Below are 17,319 nucleotides of genomic sequence, written 5' to 3'. Positions count from 1 at the left end.
GCGTGCACCACGACCCGGCGCGGCGGCCGCGGCTGGTCACGACCGCGTTGCCGCGCCTGCTCGGCGCGCTGGCCGCGGGAGTCCTCGTGGGCCTGCTCGGCGCGCTGGCGTCCCTCCAGTTGGGTGTACTGGCCGGCATCGCGGCCGCCGGCGCGGTGTACGTCGGGTTCGGCTGGGTGGTGCTGTGGCCGATGGACGCGGCGACCACCCGGGCCAATGTCACCCACGAGGACCTGCGGCCCCGGGTCGCGGAGGTGGTGGTCGCGGGCGCGGCGCTGGCCGGGCTCTTCGGCGTCGTCATGCTGCTACTGGCCGACGCCGGCAGCGCCCGCGACACGGCCGCCGCGCTGGCGCTGGCCGGGGTGGTGACGGCGTGGGCGTCCCTGCACTTCATGTACGCCACCCGCTACGCGCACCTGTACTACGGAGGAGAGCATGGTGGCATCGACTTCAACTCCGCCGAGGAGCCGGCGTTCCGCGACTTCCTCTACTTCAGCTACAACCTCGGCATGACCTACCAGGTCTCCGACACCGCGGTGCGGAGCTCGGCGATCCGGGCCGTCGTGCTGCGCCACTGCCTGATCGCCTACTTCTTCGGCGCGGCGATCATCGCGACCACGATCAACCTCGTCGTCGGCATCGTCGCCACCTAGGTAGCGCGGTCCAGGTGTTCTGACCACGGACGTGAGGTACGCCGGGCCGTCGGTCTCAGATGTCGTCGAACGATCCGCCACGCCCCCTGCCGGACGCGAACCGCCCCGCTCCGGCGACGCCGTCCGCGGCGAGCGACGCCAGGCCGATGGCGAGCTCGTGGCGCAGGGCCGACTCCTCGGTGTCCGACCACTGGGCGCGCGCCGAGCGGCGGTCGCCGCGCAGGCAGGTCTGCGGCATCCGCGCGATCTCGTGGGCGAGCGCCACCGCCGCCTCGCGCGCGGTCCCGGCGGGGACGACCCGGTTGACCAGGCCGAGGTCGAGCGCCTCGCGGGCGTCGACGGGCCGTCCGGTGAGGATCAGGTCCATGGCCCGGCCGTGCCCGATCAGCCGCGGGAGCCGGATGGTGCCGCCGTCGATGAGCGGCACCCCCCAGCGGCGGCAGAACACGCCGAGCGTGGTGGTCTCGTCGGCCACGCGCAGGTCGCACCAGACCGCGAGCTCCAGGCCGCCCGCCACGGCGTGTCCGTGGAGCGCGGCGATGACCGGCTTGTCGAGGTCCATCCGGGTCGGTCCCATCGGACCGTCGCCCTCGGGCGAGACCCGGTTGGATCGCTCGGTGCCGACGGACTTGAGGTCGGCACCGGCGCAGAAGGACGGTCCGTCGCCGGCCAGGACGGCGACCTTGGCGTCGGACGCCTCGAACTCCCGGAACGCGGCGGCCAGCTCGGCCGCCATCGGCCCGTCCACGGCGTTGTGCCGCTCGGGCCGGGCCAGCACGATGGTGGTGACGTCGCCGTCGGTCTCGATCCGGATGTCGTTCATCGGGTGCCCTCCCACAGCGGCTCGCGCAGGGCGCGGCGCAGGATCTTCCCGACCGCGGACTTCGGGACGGCGTCGACGAAGCGGACCGACTTGGGCGCCTTGTGCGCGGCGATCTGACCGCGGACATGGTCGATCAGCTCCTCCTCGGTGGCACTCGCGCCGGGGCGCAGCGCGACGAAGGCGGTGACCGCCTCGACCCACTTGTCGTCGGGCGCTCCGACCACGGCGCACTCGGCGACGGCGGGATGCGAGGCGAGGGCGTCCTCGACCTCGCGCGGATACACGTTGTAGCCGCCGGTGATGATCATGTCGCTGGTGCGGTCGACCAGGTGCAGATAGCCGCGGGCGTCGAAGCGGGCCAGGTCGCGGGTGCGCAGCCAGCCGTCGCCCGTCGTCGTCTGTGCGTTGAGCTCGTCGGCCTCGTAGTAGCCCTGCATCCGGAACGGTGCCCGGAGCGCGATCTCGCCGATCTCGCCTGGGGCGACGTCGTGGCCGTCCTCGTCGAGCAGTCGCAGGTCGACGTCCGAGGCGGGGAGCCCGCAGGCGCCCCACAGCGTCTCGTCGGCGTGGGCGTGCTCGTCGAGTACCGCGATGCACAGCGGCGCCTCGGTCTGACCGTAGTACTGGCTCAGGATCGGCCCGAACGCCTCGATCGAGCGCCGCAGCACGGGCTGCGGCATCGGGCTCGCGCCGTAGATCACCTTCCGCAGCGACGACAGGTCGGCGCCGTCGAGGGCGCCGGAGCCGTGGAGCATCGCGAACATGGTCGGGACCAGGTTGATCTCCGTGGCGCGGTAGGTCGCGATCGCCTCGACGAACGCCGCCGGCTCGAAGCCCGGAAGGATGGCGGAGGCGCCGCCGCGCACCCAGTACGGCAGCACGAAGGTGCCGCTCGCGTGGATGAGGGAGGCCGCGTGCAGCATCACCGAGTCGGGCTGGGGGTCGAGCAGGTTGGCGAGGATGTTGGTGCAGATGGCGCCGTAGTTGCCCTGGGTGTGCACGACGGCCTTGAGCCTGCCGGTGGTGCCGGACGTGTAGAGCAGCAGGGTCGGGTCGTCGGCGGCGAGGGCGACGTCGGGCTCGCCGACCGGTCCGTCGGCCGCGACGAGCAGCTCGTCCAATGCGAGGGCACGCAGCCCGGGGATCCGCTCCGCGAGCTCGGCGGCGCGGCCGGCCAGCGCGGCGTCGGCGATCACGACATCGGTGTGCGACCCGGTCAGCATGTCGGCGTGCTCGTCGAGGGAGAGGCGCGCGTTGAGCGGGACCCGCACGATCCCGGCCTTGATGGCGGCGAACTCCATCGGCACCGAGTCGAGACCGTTGTTGACCAGCAGCGCCACATGGGTGCCCTTGCCGATGCCGTGGGCGGCGAGCCGGTGGGCGATCAGGTTGGCCCGCTGGTCGACCTCGGCGAAGGTCAGCGACTCCGCCCCGAAGTGGACGGCGGTGCGGTCGGGGAAGGCGGCGGCGCCGCGTCGGACCAGGCTGGCGGCCAAGGCCATGAGAGCTCCTCTGGGGTCGAACCGAGAAACAGACCATATAGTCGGTTTCATGCCTGCGAGGATTCTGCCCGTGGAACCGGTACGACGTCAATCGCGGGCCGTGCGGACCCGGGAGCAGATCCTGGCGGCCGCGGTCGAGGTGATGGTTCGGCACGGCTATGCCGGGCTGACCATGCAGCGCGTCCAGACCCAGGCCGAGGTCACCCGCGGTGCGCTCACCCACCACTTCTCGTCGATGCGCGAGCTGGCCGTCGCGGCCGTCGACTACGTCGCCGCCGCGCAGGGCGCCGAGATCCAGGAGGCGGCGGGGGACGCCGGCCCGGACCGGCTGGTCGCGGTGCTGCACGAGGTGACCCGCCGGCCGACCTATGTCGCCGGGCTCGAGCTGTGGGTGGCCGCGCGGACCGACCCCGAGCTGCGCGCGGCGCTGCGCCCCGGTGCGCGGCTGCTCGGCCGTCAGCTGCGCGAGCAGCTGGTCCCGGTCGTCGGTGAGCTCGACGACGAGCGGCTCGAGGTGTTCGTCGACGGACTGCTCTCGCTGCTGCGCGGGCTGGCGATCGGCGGAGTGCTGCGCGACCGGCCGGCGCTGGAGCAGGCGGTGCTCCGGTCGTGGGTGGAGGCGTTCGGTCAGGCGACCACCGGCGCCGGTGCCGGGTAGGCGGCCGCGACCAGCTCGTCCACCGCGTCCACCCAGGTACGCCGCAGCGCCCGCTCCCGTCCCGCGGCACCCAGCAGCTGGCGGTGCGGGTCGGCAGCCACCGATGCCACGGCCCGGGCCAGGTCGCGGGAGTCCGCGGCGTCGTACAGGACGCCGGTCTCGAGGTGGCCGACGACGTCCCGAGCGCCGCCGCACCGCGGCGCGACGACGGGGACGCCGGCCGCGCCCGCCGCGCGCAGGGTGTGGCAGTCGGTCTCGTGCTCGCCGGGGTGCACCAGCAGGTCCAGGGTCGGCATCGCGATGGTGAGGTCACCGATGCCGAGGGGCCCGGTGAACCGGGCGTGCGGCAGGCGCCGCGTCAGCCACTCGCGCTCGGGGCCGGCGCCGATCACCACCACGCGGATGCCGGGGAGCGCGGCGAGGGCCGCCAGTCGGCGGACGCCGGCGCTCTTGTGCAGGCCGCCGACGTAGCCGACCACGACCCGGTGGTCGCCGGACCTCGCCCGCGACCAGGACCGGTGCAGCCAGGGGTCGCGCAGGGTCGGGGTGAAGGCGAGCGGATCGACGCCCGGCTCCCAGCATCCCGCGTCGACCCCGAGCTCGGCGGCCCGGTCGACCATCCACGGCGAGGTGACCAGGACCCGGTCGGCGCGCTCGGCGACCTTCGCCCGCCAGTAGTCCGCGGCGAGGTCGAGGACCGGCGACTGCTCGACGACGAGGGTCGGCACGCCGGCGCGCCCGGCGTGCTTGAGCGCCTTGCGGCCGACCGCACGGGGGGAGTGGACCTGGACCAGGTCGGGCGCGAAGCCCTCGATCGCCTCCCGGACCTGCGCGCCGGTCGGCTCCAGCGGGCGGACCCGGATCACGTCGCAGCCGCGATAGCTGGCGAGGCCGGGGCCGGGCGCGACGATGCGTACGGTGTGACCCCGGTCGACCAGCCGGTCGGCGGTCGCCTTCAGGGTCGTGGTGGTGCAGTCGGGTGCCGGGTAGAACGACTCGGTGGCCAAGACGATCCGCATGGCCCCACGGTGGATCGCCGAGGTGGCGGTCGTTGGCCGGGCAGGTGGCGGCGGGATGAACGCTGCGCGTGCGGACGGCGCGGCCGGCCGGTCCCGCGGGGTCGGCCTACGGCTCGGCGTCCTCCTTGGCGAGCTCGACGACGGCCTTGGCCTCCTTGTCCAGATCCTTCTCGATCGCCGCGTCGGTGGCCTTGAAGTCGGAGAGGATGAGCAGGCACCGCTCGCCGACGCTGTGCATCTCGTCGGCATTGCTCGTGAGCAGGGTCGCGACGAGGTCGACGAGACCGCTGAAGGACGCGTAGTGCCCGTGGCTCAGGCCGTGCGGGCCGGTGATGTCGCGCGACCAGACGCCCTGCTCGGGAGCCCCGGCGATCTTCGTCGCGAGGCCGCGGCAGTGGTCGCCGATCGCCTCGTAGCGTCCGGAGATCTTGCGCAGCGCGTCGTCGGTGACCACGATGTCGACGGTGTTGCCGTTGCTGTCCTTGTAGATGCCGTCGGCGCCCGCCGTCAGGAATTCCTCGGGGTTCTTCAGGTCGAAGGACGTCGTGATGACGCGGTTCTTCCCGGCCGGTTGCGAGGCTGTCTCGACGGCGCTGCTGGCACAGTCGGCGAACGCCAGCTCGGTGCTCTCGACATCGGTGATCAGGTCGACGACGGCCTGCCAGAACGAGTCGCTGAGCGCCTGGTACGACGACCCGTCGAGCGAGTAGTCGTGCGGCGGTGGCTCCGGCGGGAGGAAGCCCTTGACGATGCCGCCGAGCGTGGTGGCCTTGCCGATCACGGTGGCCACCCCCTTCGGGATGGACAGCAGGCCGCTGGCGTCGGCGACGGACTTCACCACGTCGAAGATCTCGCCCGCGCTGACCTCGTTGCCCTCGGAGTAGGCGTGGAAGTCCTTCGCGGCGCCGTCGATGAGCTTGTGGAAGTCGCGGTGGAAGCGGGCCCAGACCTGGGCCTCGCCGGCCACGAGCACGCCCGCGACGACGGCCAGCGCATGCTGACCGGTCATCACGTCCGAGATCCGGTCGGCGCCGTACACCTGGCGGAGCCGGACCATGGCCACGCCGTTGAGGTCGCTCAGCTCGTTGCCGATCTCCGCGATGTACTGGGGGACCAGCTCGTCGCCGACCTCGATCGTCGTGGCCGGGCCGGAGCCGGTGGTGCGCACCTCGCCGGTGACCGACAGATGCTGGATGACGTGCTGGAGGACCGCGATCTGGTCGTCGAAGTCGTCGGGGCGGGGCGCCTCCATCATCGGTGTCAGGTAGGTGTCCACCGACTGCTTGATCGGCTCGTAGACCTGGCCCACCGCGTCGAAGTAGTCGAAGCCGAGATCCGGGTCGCCGCCGATCAGCCCGCCGTCCTCGGTCCAGTGTCCACCCGGGTAGCTCACGTAGAGGCGCTTGGCCTGGTGGTTGATGGTGGGGCGCGGCGTGATGATCTCGAAGCGCCCCTCCTTGCACGAGCCGTCGACGACGTTCGGGACGGCCCGGCGCATGTAGGCGTCGATCATCGCCTCGATCAGGGTGTCCTTGAGGCTCGAGTCGACGTAGGTCACGCTCGTCTCGTAGTTGGCGAAGTCGGGTTCGTCCGCGGCCATGGCGAGGCCTCGCAATCCGGGGTCGGGCGCGTGTCAGCGCTTGAGGGAGAAGGTCTGGTCGATGCCGAAGGGGACCGTGGCCGGTCCGTCCGTCGCCGTCGAGGAGCGCACCGCGGTCATCGGCGCGGTGACGTGCAGGCTCAGGTCCGGGGGCTCGGCGGGGGAGTCGAACACCCAGGTGCCGCGCCAGGTGGTCGCGGCCGGGTCGGGCGCACGGGGCGTGCGGACGGCCTCGTCGCCGTCGAGCGAGACGGTGACGGGCTCCCGCTCGACCCGGTAGCGGCCCCCCGTGGGGAGCCACCGGAGCCGGCGCGGCGCCGTGACGAGGACGTCGACGGTGCTCCAGACCCGCCCCTCCTCGGCCCAACCGAGGTCGGGGAGGTACGGCGTGCGGGTGAGCGGCTCGATCCGGCAGTAGATCGAGTCGTGGCCGGCGTCGAGGGAGCGGGCGCCGTCGGTCGTCCGGGCGTCGCAGCGCTCGCCGGGGCCGTAGGAGACCGGCCCGTCGGGGTAGAGGGCCGCCGCGCGGCCCGGGGCGACGTCCTCGGTCGCCATGGCGGCGGTCTGGGTCTGGTCCTCGTAGGTCACCTCGACCGCGAGGTCCCCGCCGTCGCCGGCGACGACGGCGATGAGCGAGCCCTCCGGGAGCCGGCCGGAGTCGACGGCACCGTGCAGGTCGACGTCCTGCTCACCGAGCTCGGTGCGCTCACCGCCGGCGCTCAGGGCGAGCGAGAAGACCGCCGGGTAGCCCAGCAGGTCGTCGTAGGAGAGGGAGGGGCGGAAGCTCCACACGACGGGGACGATCGCCGCGTCGCCGGCCGCCCGGACGGAGCCGTCGCCGTCCCTGCCGACGCGCCGGGCCGCGATCTCGTCGAGGGGTGCCCCGGAGCCGAGCCGGACGGTGCCGATCGGCAGCTGCACCTCGACCTCGTGCTCCGGCGCCGTGCCGGACGTGCCTTCGGCGACGAAGCCGGGATCGAGGGAGTCGCCACCGAGCCGGACGACGACGAGGGCGACGCCGGCTGCGATCGCCAGCACGGCGACGACGGCGACCGCCCACGCGGTTCTCCTGCTCCCGAGCATCGAGCGACCTTCCTGATCCATGCGACCCCCATGCGGACCTGCCTGCGTTTGTTGCCGGACCGCGGGCCCGTCAAACCTGCCATCCTCCGGCACTTCGGTTACCTGGAGGTAGCCGGAGATATCTCACACCTCGCTGACACCGGCGATGTCACGGATAGGCTTGCCCCTTGTGACTGACTCGCCCCTGACGCTGGCGCAGCCCGAGGACGCGCACACGCGCGCCGAGTGGGAGGCCGCGACCGCCGCCGTACTGCGCAAACAGCGCAGGCTCGACGACAACGACCCCGACGGCGCCGTGTGGGACAAGCTGACCCGCACCACCCTCGACGGCATCGGCATCACCCCGCTGGGGCTGCCCGGCGGTCCGGCGACCGCCGTACGCCCGACCCGCCACGGCGCCTGGGACATCCGCAGCCTGGTCTCCGGCCCCGACGCCAAGCTCGCCAACGAGGCCGCCCTCGTCGACCTCGACGGCGGCGTCACCAGCCTGTGGCTGGCCGCCGACGCCGACACCGACGTCGCGGCGACGCTGAAGGATGTGCTGCTCGACCTGGCGCCCGTCGTCCTCGACGCGCCGTCGGCGACCACCGCGGTGGCGGAGGCCTTCCTGGCCCTGCCCGGCGCCAAGCACCCCGACAGCAACCTCGGCATCGATCCGCTCGGCGTGATGCTGCGTGACATCCCGCTGGCGGTCGACGAGGCCGTCGCCGAGCTGCAGTCCCTGGCCCGCAAGGCCGGTCAGCACGACATCCGTGCGCTCGTCGTCGACGCGACCGCCGCCCACGACCTCGGCGCGAGCGACGCCCAGGAGCTCGGCTGGTCGATCGCCGTCGGCGTCGCGTACCTGCGCTGGCTGACCGACCACGGCCTCTCCGTCGCCGACGCCGCGCGGCAGATCGAGTTCCGCTACGCCGCCACGGACGAGCAGTTCCCGACCATCGCCAAGCTGCGCGCGGCCCGCGTGATCTGGGCCCGCGTGCTCGAGGTGAGCGGGGTCGAGGCGCCGGTCGCGCAGCGCCAGCACGCCGTGACCAGCCGGCCGATGCTCAGCAAGTACGACCCCTACGTCAACATGCTGCGCGGCACGGTCGCGGCGTTCGCCGCCGGCGTCGGCGGGGCCGACGCGGTCACCGTGCTGCCGTTCGACAGCGCCAACGGCCGTCCCGACGGCTTCGGCCGCCGGATCGCGCGCAACGTCAACCACCTGCTCATCGACGAGTCCCACGTCGCCGCGGTCGCCGACCCGGCCGGCGGCGCGTACGCCGTGGAGCAGCTCACCGCCGACCTGGCGGCTGCCGGCTGGGTGGAGTTCCAGCAGCTCGAGTCCGAGTGGGAGGGCGGTCATGACTTCGATCCGTTCCGCGCCCGGATCGCGGCGGTCGTCGAGAAGCGCGAGACCGACATCGCGCGCCGCAAGCGCCCGCTGACGGGCGTCAGCGAGTTCCCGAACCTCGCCGAGACCCTCCCCGAGCGTGACGCGGACCCGCTCAACGACCGGGTCCGGCGCTACGCCGCCTCCTACGAGGCGCTGCGCGACGAGCCCGTCGCGGCGCCGGTCTTCCTGGCCACCCTCGGCACCATCGCCCAGCACACCGCCCGGGCCACCTTCGTGAGCAACCTGCTCGCCGCCGGTGGCATCGCGGTCGAGGTCGCCGGCGCCACCACGGGGGTCGACGAGCTGGTCGCGGCGTACGGCGGTCAGGCCGTCGTCTGCCTCGCCGGCACTGACGTGGCCTACGAGGAGTGGGGTGCCGCCGCCGCGGCCGCCCTGCGCGAGGCCGGGGCCGCCCACGTCATCGTCGCGGGCAAGCCCACCGACTACGTCGACGACAGCGCGGCGATGGGCGTCGACGCGCTCGCCTTCCTGAACCGTACGAGGGAGAAGCTGGCATGACCATCCCGAAGAGCTTCGCGGGCCTCCCGCTGGCCGCCGACCAGGCGGCCGCAGCGGCCCCGAACCCGCCGCAGGGCGAGGGCTGGAAGAGCCCCGAGGGCATCGAGATCGCGCCGTCGTACGGCCCGGAGGATCTCACCGGCCTCGACGCGCTCGACACCTACCCGGGCCTGAGCCCGTTCCTGCGCGGGCCCTACCCGACGATGTACACCACCCAGCCGTGGACCATCCGGCAGTACGCCGGCTTCTCCACCGCCGAGGAGTCCAACGCCTTCTACCGCCGCAACCTCGCGGCCGGCCAGAAGGGCCTGTCGGTCGCCTTCGACCTCGCGACCCACCGCGGCTACGACTCCGACCACCCGCGGGTGCGCGGCGACGTCGGCATGGCCGGCGTGGCCATCGACTCGATCTACGACACCCGGACCCTGTTCGACGGCATCCCGCTCGACCAGATGTCGGTGTCGATGACGATGAACGGCGCCGTGCTGCCCGTCCTCGCGCTCTACATCGCCGCGGCCGAGGAGCAGGGGGTGAAGCCGGAGCAGCTCTCGGGGACCATCCAGAACGACATCCTCAAGGAGTTCATGGTCCGCAACACCTACATCTACCCGCCGGCGCCGTCGATGCGGATCATCTCCGACATCTTCGCCTTCACCAGCCAGCGGATGCCGCGGTTCAACTCGATCTCGATCTCCGGCTACCACATGCAGGAGGCCGGGGCGACCGCCGACCTCGAGCTGGCGTACACGCTGGCCGACGGCGTCGAGTACATCCGCGCCGGTCTCGAGTCGGGCCTGACCATCGACCAGTTCGCGCCGCGCCTCAGCTTCTTCTGGGCGATCGGCATGAACTTCTACATGGAGGTCGCCAAGATGCGCGCGGCCCGGGCGCTGTGGAGCCGGCTGGTGCGCCAGTTCGACCCGCAGAACCCGAAGTCGCTGTCGCTGCGCACCCACTCGCAGACCTCCGGCTGGTCGCTGACCGCGCAGGACGTGTTCAACAACGTCGGGCGCACCGCGATCGAGGCGATGGCCGCCACCCAGGGCCACACCCAGTCGCTGCACACCAACGCGCTGGACGAGGCGATCGCGCTGCCGACCGACTTCTCCGCGCGTATCGCCCGCAACACCCAGCTGCTGCTGCAGCAGGAGAGCGGCACCACGCAGACCATCGACCCGTGGGCCGGCTCCTACTACGTCGAGAAGCTGACCCACGACCTCGCCGAGCGGGCCTGGGCGCACATCGAGGAGGCCGAGGCCGCCGGTGGCATGGCCGCCGCGATCGAGCAGGGCATTCCGAAGATGCGCATCGAGGAGGCCGCCGCCCGCACCCAGGCGCGCATCGACTCCGGCTCGCAGAAGGTCATCGGCGTCAACACCTACCGGCTGCCGGCCGAGGACCCGCTCGAGGTGCTCAAGGTCGACAACGACGAGGTCTACCGTCAGCAGGTCGCCAAGCTGGAGCGGCTGCGTGCCGAGCGCGACGGCGCCGACGTCGAGGCCGCGCTGCACGCGCTGACCCGCAGCGCCGAGAGCGGCGACGGCAACCTGCTCGATCTGGCCGTCGCGGCCGCCCGTGCCAAGGCGACGGTCGGCGAGATCTCCGACGCGATGGAGAAGGTCTACGGCCGGCACCAGGCCGTCATCCGTACCATCAGCGGCGTGTACAGGGACGAGGCCGACCTGGCCAACGACGGTGAGGGCGACTCCCTCGTCGCCCAGGCCCGTGCGGCCACCGACGAGTTCGCCGAGGCCGAGGGGCGCCGCCCGCGCATCCTGGTCGCCAAGATGGGCCAGGACGGGCACGACCGCGGGCAGAAGGTCGTCGTGTCGGCCTTCGCCGACCTCGGCTTCGACGTCGACGTGGGGCCGCTGTTCTCCACGCCCGAGGAGGTCGCGCAGCAGGCGATCGACGCCGACGTGCACATCGTCGGTGTCTCGTCGCTCGCCGCCGGCCACCTCACCCTGCTCCCGGCGTTGAAGAGCGCGCTGGCCGAGCAGGGCCGCGACGACATCGTGGTCGTCATCGGAGGCGTGATCCCGCCGGACGACGTCCCCACCCTCAAGGAGATGGGGGCCGCGGCGGTGTTCCTCCCCGGCACGGTGATCGCGGAGTCCGCGCTCGACCTGCTGGCGAGGCTGCGCGAGTCCCTCGGGCACTGAGCATGCGGGTCGACGACCTGCTCGACGGCCTGCGTGCGGGGCACCGCGCCACCATGGCGCGGGCCATCACGCTCGTCGAGTCGACGGCGCCGCGGCACCGCGCGGCCGCGCGGGAGCTGTTGCTGGCGCTGGCCGGCGACGCCGCGACCCGGGCCCCCGCGGTCCGGGTCGGCATCTCGGGCGTCCCCGGCGTCGGCAAGTCGACCTTCATCGAGGCGCTGGGCGGTCAGCTCACCGCCGCCGGCCACCGCGTCGGCGTCCTCGCGGTCGACCCGTCCTCGGTGCGCACCGGCGGCTCGGTGCTCGGCGACAAGACCCGGATGGCCACCCTGTCGGCCGATCCCCACGCCTTCATCCGGCCCTCGCCCTCGGCCGGCACCCTGGGCGGCGTCGCGCGCGCCACCACCCAGGCGATGGCGGTCCTCGAGGCCGGCGGGTACGACGTCGTCCTGGTCGAGACCGTCGGCGTCGGCCAGTCCGAGGTGACCGTGTCCGGCATGGTCGACACCTTCCTTTTCCTCACCCTGGCCCGCACCGGAGATCAGCTGCAGGGCATCAAGAAGGGGATCCTCGAGATCGCCGACGTCATCGCGGTCAACAAGGCCGACCCGGACGACCCGGCCCGGGAGCAGGAGGCCCGGGTCGCCGCCCGCGAGCTCGCCGGCGCGCTGCGCCTGGTCCGCGGCCGCACGGAATGGGCGCCCCCGGTCGTCACCTGCTCCGGCCTGACCGGTGCGCGGGTCGACGAGGTGTGGGGCCAGATCCTCCAGCACCGCGAGCATCTCGGCGAGGGGGGCCTGGCGCGCAAGCGCGCGGAGCAGCAGCTCGACTTCACCTGGGCGCTGGTCCGCGACGAGCTCGACCAGCGGCTGCGGCACAGCGCCGGCGTCAAGGCGGTCCAGGCCGACGTCCGGTCGGCCCTGCTCGCCGGCGAGCTGACCGCGCCGCTGGCCGCCGACCGCCTCCTGGCGGCGTACGACGGCTCCTGAGTGCCGTGTGCCGGCGTCCGCGCCTCGGGCATAGGCTGGCCGGGTGACCGCGCTGGCCCTGATCGACTCCGTCGTCGCCAAGTACGCCGACGAGCTGGTCGAGCTGCGCCGCGACCTCCACCGGCATCCCGAGGTGTCCTGGCAGGAGCAGCGCACCTCCGACCGGGTGGTCGAGCACCTGGAGCGCCACGGCTGGCGGATCAGCCGGATGCCGCGCAGCGGCGTCGTCGCCGACCTGGGGGAGGGCGGGACCACCGTCGGGCTCCGGGCCGACCTCGACGCCCTCCCGGTCGCGGACCTCACCACCGACCCGTGGCGCAGCGAGGTCGAGGGGGTGGCGCACGCCTGCGGGCACGACGTGCACACCAGCGCCCTCGTCGGCGCCGGCCTCGCCCTGGCCGAGCTGCATGCCCAGGGCCTCCTGGGCGGCCGGGTGCGGCTGCTGTTCCAGCCCGCGGAGGAGGTCATGCCCGGCGGCGCCCGGCACCTGATCAACCATGGGGCGCTCGCGGGCATCGACCGGATCTTCGCGCTGCACTGCGATCCCTCGGTCGACGTCGGCGCCGTCGGTCTCCGCTCCGGCCCGATCACCAGCGCCGCCGACCGGATCGACGTACGCCTCGAGGGCAACGGCGGCCACACCTCCCGGCCGCACCTCACCGGCGACCTGACCTTCGCGCTCGCGAAGATCACCAGCGAGCTCCCGGCCGTGCTGAGTCGCCGGATGGACCCGCGGGCGGGGGTCAGTGTCGTGTGGGGTGTGCTCCGCGCGGGCTCGGCCGCCAACGTGATCCCCGACCACGGGATCGCGAGCGGCACCGTGCGGATCCTCGACGCCGAGGCCTGGGCGTCGTGCGAGGCCGTCGTCCGCGAGGCCGTCCTCGACATCGTGCGGCCCTACGGCGTCACCGCCAGCGTCGACTACCTCCAAGGGGTCCCGCCGGTCGTCAACGACCGGGTCAGCGTCGCGATGGTCGCCTCGGCCGCCGACGAGATGCTGGGCCTGCACCACCGCACCGAGGTCGAGCAGAGCCTCGGCGGCGAGGACTTCGGCTGGTACCTCGAGCAGGTGCCCGGCGCGATGTTCCGGCTCGGCACCCGCAGTCCCGGCGGCGCCACCTTCGACCTGCACCAGGGCGACTTCGAGGTCGACGAGGCAGCGATCGGGTACGGCGCCCGGATGCTGGCCGGGGTCGCCGTCACGGCTCTCGCCGCGGGCTGATCCGTCCGGTCGGGCTTGGGGGTTTCGGCCCGGTCCGCCCCGGCAAGGGTGCAGGCATGACCCTCACGACGCCTCCGCGCGCCCGCGCCACCGTGCTCCGCACCTCCCTTGTCACCTCGCTCGCGACCGTCGCGCTCGTCGGCGCCACGGCGGCCCTGGCCCCCGTGCCGGCGCGGGCCGCGGTGACCCTCGACTGCACGAGCGGGCCGGTCATCCTGGCCGACAGCACCGAGGACTACGTGCTGACCGGTGCCTGCAGCGACGTCACCGTGACCGCCAGCGTCGTGACGGTGTCCCTGACCAGCGCCACCTCGCTGACGGTGTCCGGTGCCAACGTGGAGGTGACGGCGGCCGGAGCGGTCGGACCGGTCGCGGTGAGCGGCGCGAACTCGTCGGTGGAGGCGGCCGCCGCCCCGGTCGTCCGGGTCCGGGCCAGCAATGTCGACATCGAGATCCCGGTGCTCGGCAAGGCGGTCCTGGTCGGCTCCAACAACGAGGTCGAGGCCGTCAAGGGCACCAAGGCCAAGATCAAGGGCGCCAACAACGAGGTGACCTACCGCAAGCTGCGCAAGGTCGTCGTCCGCGGTGCCAACAACACGGTCAAGGTCCGCACCGGCACCACCAAGGTCCGGGTCAAGGGCGCCAACAACGTGGTGCGGGTGCACCGCCGCGGCTGAACCGGCCGGGCCCGCGCCCTGGCCGACGCGGGTACGCCACCAGTAGCCCGTCCCAGCTAAACCGCGCGCTGGGAGTCGCCCAGGCACGCACCTCGCTGCGTTGGCGAAGCTCGACAGACGACCCGGTATGCCAGCGCTCCGCCGCCTTGCGATGCACGCACCTGAACACCGCCCAACACCACGTTCTAGCCGCGACACGCTACTGGGTGGCCAGCGCCGCCATCTCGTCCACGCTCAGGGCCCGCCCCGCGGCGACGTCGGCGTCGTACGCCGCCCCGCGCGCGTCGCGGGCGACCTGGCCGGCGCGGGCGATCAGGTCCTCGTCGGGGCGGTAGTAGCCGTAGACGTTGCCGCCGGCACCGGCCCGGAGCTCGTCGGCCGCGCCGCGGAGGACGCCGACCCGGGCGAGGTCGCCACCGAGCGACTCGACCACACCGAGTGCGTCGAGCAGGTAGGCGAGGTTGGCGTGGTCGCCGGTGTCGCGGCTGAGCCGCACCCCTTCGGCGATCTGGCGCCGGGCCCGGTCCGGGGCGTCCTGGGCCATGGAGACCTGGATCGCGGTGAACAGCGCGATGTAGACGGCGAGCGGGTCGTTGCGGTGGCGGGCGGCGGCGAGGGCCTGGTCGACCAGCGCGCCGGCGCCGTCGGCGTCACCGCGGAGCAGCTCGACCGTGCCGAGCCAGACGTGCGACAGCGTCCACAGCCACTCGCCGCCGAGCCCGGCGTCCTCGCACAGCTCGATGGTCTCGCCGATGACCGCCGCGGCCAGGTCGAGGTCGTCGCGGGCCAGCGCGACGAGCCCGATGCCGCCGTGGGCGTAGGGCAGCCCCTCGATGTCCCCGATCCGGCGGGCGAGGGCGGCGCTGTCCTCCCAGATCTCTGCCCCGTCGAGGTCGCCCTGCGCGAAGGCGAGCGCGCCGACCACCGCGCCGGCGCGCACCCGGACCCGGTCGTCGACCTCGGCGTCGAGGACGCCCTGCATCAGCCGGCGTCCCTCGCGCAGGGCGCCGCGGATCCACCAGTACAGCCACAGGTGCCAGCCCAGCCAGCCGCCGAGGTCGGCCTGCCCCGAGGCCAGGGACCACTCGACGGCCGCGACCAGGTTGGCGTGCTCCTCCTCGATCCGGGCGAGGGTGTCGACGGTGCCCTCGCCCCGCAAGGAGGGCTCGTAGTGCGCGGCCAGGGACCCGAAGTGCCGCAGGTGGGCGTCCCGGGCGGTCCGCTCGGCGTCGGGGTCCAGCCGCCCGGCGGCGTACTGGGCCACCGGCTCGAGAAGCCGGAACCGCGGCCCCGGCGCCACGACCAGGAGCGATTGGTCGACGAGCGACTCCAGGAGCGCAAGGACGTCGGCGCGGGTCACCAGGTCCGCGAGCACGGCGGCCGCCGCGTCGATCCCGAAGCCGCCGCTGAACACGGCCAGCCGCGGGAACGCCGCCTGCTCGCGGGGGGACAGGAGCGCGAAGCTCCAGTCGATGGCCGAGCGCATCGTGCGCTGGCGCGGGGGCAGGTCGCGCGCGCCCTCGGCGGCCATCACCTCGCCGAGCCGGGCGAGGATCTCCGCCGGCGACATCAGCCGGATCCGGGCGGCGGCCAGCTCGATCGCGAGCGGGATCCCCGCGAGCCGCTGGCACAGCTGGCCGACGACGGGATCGTCGGCCGACAACGGGCCGGCGACCCCGGTCGCCGCCGCCCGGGTCGCGAACAGCTCGGTGGCGGCGGGCAGGTCCAGCGGCGTCAGCGGGAACAGCACCTCGCCGCGCACCCGCAGCGGGATCCGGCTGGTCACCAGGATCCGCAGTCCGGGGCACGCGGCGGCCAGGGTGGCGACCTCGGGCCAGGCGTCGAGGAGGTGCTCGGCGTTGTCGAGCAGGAGCAGCCGACCGCTGTCGCCGCGGAGCAGGTCCAGCAGGGCGGTGAACGGGTCGCCGCCCTCGGCGACCCCGACGGCATGGGCGATCGCGGGGATCACGGCCGACGGGTCGTGCAGCGGGGCGAGGGGCACCAGGGTGACGCCGTCGGCGAAGGACGACTCGGCCGCGGCGGCCACCGCCAGTGCGAGCCGGGTCTTGCCGCAGCCGCCGACGCCGGTGACGGTCACCAGGCGCGACGTCGGCGAGCGGAGTACGTCGACCAGGTGGGCCACGTCGCGCTCACGGCCCAGCAACGGGCCGAGCAGGTCGGTCGGCGGGACCGCGCTGGGAAGCGATGCCCGGGCCGGGCTCGCCGCCGGTGCGGGGGTCGCGGCGGCGGAGGCCGGCCCCGCCGGGCGCAGCGCCGGATCCTGCTCCAGGATCTGCACGTGCAGCCGCTGCACCGCGGGACCCGGGTCCACGCCCAGCTCGTCGACGAGCCGGGCACGGAGGTCGGCGTACTCCGCAAGGGCGTCGGCCTGTCGCCCGGCGAGGTAGAGCGCCCGCATCAGCTGTCCGCGCACCGACTCGCGCAGCGGGTGCTGCCGGGCCAGCCCGGTCAGCCGGGCGACGGCGGCCCCGGCGTTGCCGAGGGCGACGTCGAGCTCGGCCGCCAGCTCCTCGCCGGTGAGGCGCAGCCCGTCGAGCCGCAGCGCCTCGGTGCGGGCGAACGGCTGGGGGATGTCGGCCAGCGGGTCGCCGCGCCACCAGGCGAGAGCCGTGGTCAGGTGGTCCTGGGCGGCCCGCGGGTCGGCGGCCAGGGCGGTTCGGGCCGCGGCGATGCCGGCGGCGAGCCGGTCGGTGTCGACGGCGCCCGGCGGCAGGTCCAGCCGGTAGCCGGGCGGGGCGGTGGCGATGTCGGCCGGCACCCCGGCCTCGCGCAGCCGGGAGCGCAGCCGGGAGATGACCGCCTGCAGGTTGGCCAGGGTGCCGCCACGGGCACTCTCGCCCCAGACCCGGTCGAGGAGGGTGTCGGTCGAGACGACCCGGCCGGCATCGACGGCGAGGGCGGCGAGCGTCTCGCGGTGGCGCGGCGAGCCGATGTCGACAGGGGCGCCGTGCTGGTCGAACACCTCGAGGGGCCCCAGCAGGCGCAGCGGCACGACATCCCCACGGTCTGGCACGGG

The 17,319-nt window shown here is 73.7% G+C and carries 13 protein-coding genes; 7 read left to right on the top strand and 6 right to left on the bottom strand.

Annotated elements, in window-relative coordinates; genetic code table 11:
* Positions 1 to 2 precede the first annotated feature (2 nt).
* Positions 3 to 653 carry a DUF1345 domain-containing protein gene (locus QJ852_20245; GenBank protein WGX95472.1) on the top strand — a complete coding sequence of 217 codons (651 nt, stop codon included), beginning with the start codon at positions 3 to 5 and terminating at the stop codon, positions 651 to 653.
* Between the two features lie 55 nt (positions 654 to 708).
* Here the strand turns inward: QJ852_20245 and QJ852_20240 are convergent, their stop codons facing one another.
* Positions 709 to 1,476, bottom strand: coding sequence for a crotonase/enoyl-CoA hydratase family protein (locus tag QJ852_20240; GenBank protein WGX95471.1), 768 nt, complete (start codon positions 1,474 to 1,476; stop codon positions 709 to 711).
* A complete protein-coding gene (locus QJ852_20235) occupies positions 1,473 to 2,978 on the bottom strand; it encodes an AMP-binding protein (protein ID WGX95470.1) in 1,506 nt (501 codons plus the stop codon). The genes QJ852_20240 and QJ852_20235 overlap by 4 nt, the downstream gene beginning before the upstream one ends.
* A 49-nt stretch (positions 2,979 to 3,027) precedes the next feature.
* On the opposite strand from QJ852_20235, the gene QJ852_20230 reads away from it, so the two are divergent.
* Positions 3,028 to 3,636, top strand: a complete 609-nt coding sequence (locus QJ852_20230; GenBank protein WGX95469.1) for a TetR/AcrR family transcriptional regulator — start codon at positions 3,028 to 3,030, stop codon at positions 3,634 to 3,636.
* Here the strand turns inward: QJ852_20230 and QJ852_20225 are convergent.
* From QJ852_20225 to QJ852_20215, 3 genes are all read right to left on the bottom strand, one after another.
* Positions 3,606 to 4,655 (bottom strand): glycosyltransferase, encoded by a 1,050-nt coding sequence (locus tag QJ852_20225; GenBank protein WGX95468.1) that lies wholly within the window; start codon positions 4,653 to 4,655, stop codon positions 3,606 to 3,608. The two genes, QJ852_20230 and QJ852_20225, sit on opposite strands and share 31 nt — an antisense overlap.
* A gap of 106 nt (positions 4,656 to 4,761) precedes the next feature.
* A complete protein-coding gene (locus tag QJ852_20220; protein WGX95467.1) occupies positions 4,762 to 6,255 on the bottom strand; it encodes a hypothetical protein in 1,494 nt (497 codons plus the stop codon).
* A gap of 33 nt (positions 6,256 to 6,288) precedes the next feature.
* Complete coding sequence (locus QJ852_20215; GenBank protein ID WGX95466.1) at positions 6,289 to 7,359, bottom strand: hypothetical protein; 1,071 nt, start codon at positions 7,357 to 7,359, stop codon at positions 6,289 to 6,291.
* Positions 7,360 to 7,507: 148 nt separating this feature from the next.
* Between QJ852_20215 and QJ852_20210 the strand changes: the two genes are divergently transcribed.
* The 5 genes from QJ852_20210 to QJ852_20190 are packed head-to-tail and all read left to right on the top strand — an operon-like array spanning position 7,508 to position 14,282.
* The gene (locus QJ852_20210; protein WGX95465.1) at positions 7,508 to 9,232 is read left to right on the top strand and encodes a methylmalonyl-CoA mutase family protein; all 1,725 of its coding nucleotides are present in this window, start codon (positions 7,508 to 7,510) and stop codon (positions 9,230 to 9,232) included.
* Positions 9,229 to 11,394, top strand: coding sequence for a methylmalonyl-CoA mutase (gene scpA, locus QJ852_20205; GenBank protein ID WGX95464.1), 2,166 nt, complete (start codon positions 9,229 to 9,231; stop codon positions 11,392 to 11,394). Before QJ852_20210 ends, scpA begins: the two co-directional genes overlap by 4 nt.
* Before the next feature lie 2 nt (positions 11,395 to 11,396).
* Entirely contained in the window at positions 11,397 to 12,383 is a 987-nt protein-coding gene (gene meaB / locus QJ852_20200) for a methylmalonyl Co-A mutase-associated GTPase MeaB (GenBank protein WGX95463.1), read from the top strand.
* A gap of 43 nt (positions 12,384 to 12,426) precedes the next feature.
* Entirely contained in the window at positions 12,427 to 13,605 is a 1,179-nt protein-coding gene (locus tag QJ852_20195; protein ID WGX95462.1) for an amidohydrolase, read from the top strand.
* A gap of 56 nt (positions 13,606 to 13,661) precedes the next feature.
* Positions 13,662 to 14,282: a DUF3060 domain-containing protein gene (locus QJ852_20190; protein WGX95461.1), complete on the top strand. Its 621-nt coding sequence runs from the start codon at positions 13,662 to 13,664 to the stop codon at positions 14,280 to 14,282.
* A gap of 199 nt (positions 14,283 to 14,481) precedes the next feature.
* On the opposite strand, the gene QJ852_20185 is transcribed toward QJ852_20190, so the two are convergent.
* Entirely contained in the window at positions 14,482 to 17,316 is a 2,835-nt protein-coding gene (locus QJ852_20185) for a BTAD domain-containing putative transcriptional regulator (protein ID WGX95460.1), read from the bottom strand.
* Positions 17,317 to 17,319 lie beyond the last annotated feature (3 nt).

The sequence above is a fragment of the Nocardioides sp. L-11A genome (assembly GCA_029961745.1).
Taxonomy (GTDB): domain Bacteria; phylum Actinomycetota; class Actinomycetes; order Propionibacteriales; family Nocardioidaceae; genus Nocardioides.
Note: the sequence above shows the minus strand (reverse complement) of the source record. Positions and strands in the feature narration are given on the sequence as shown.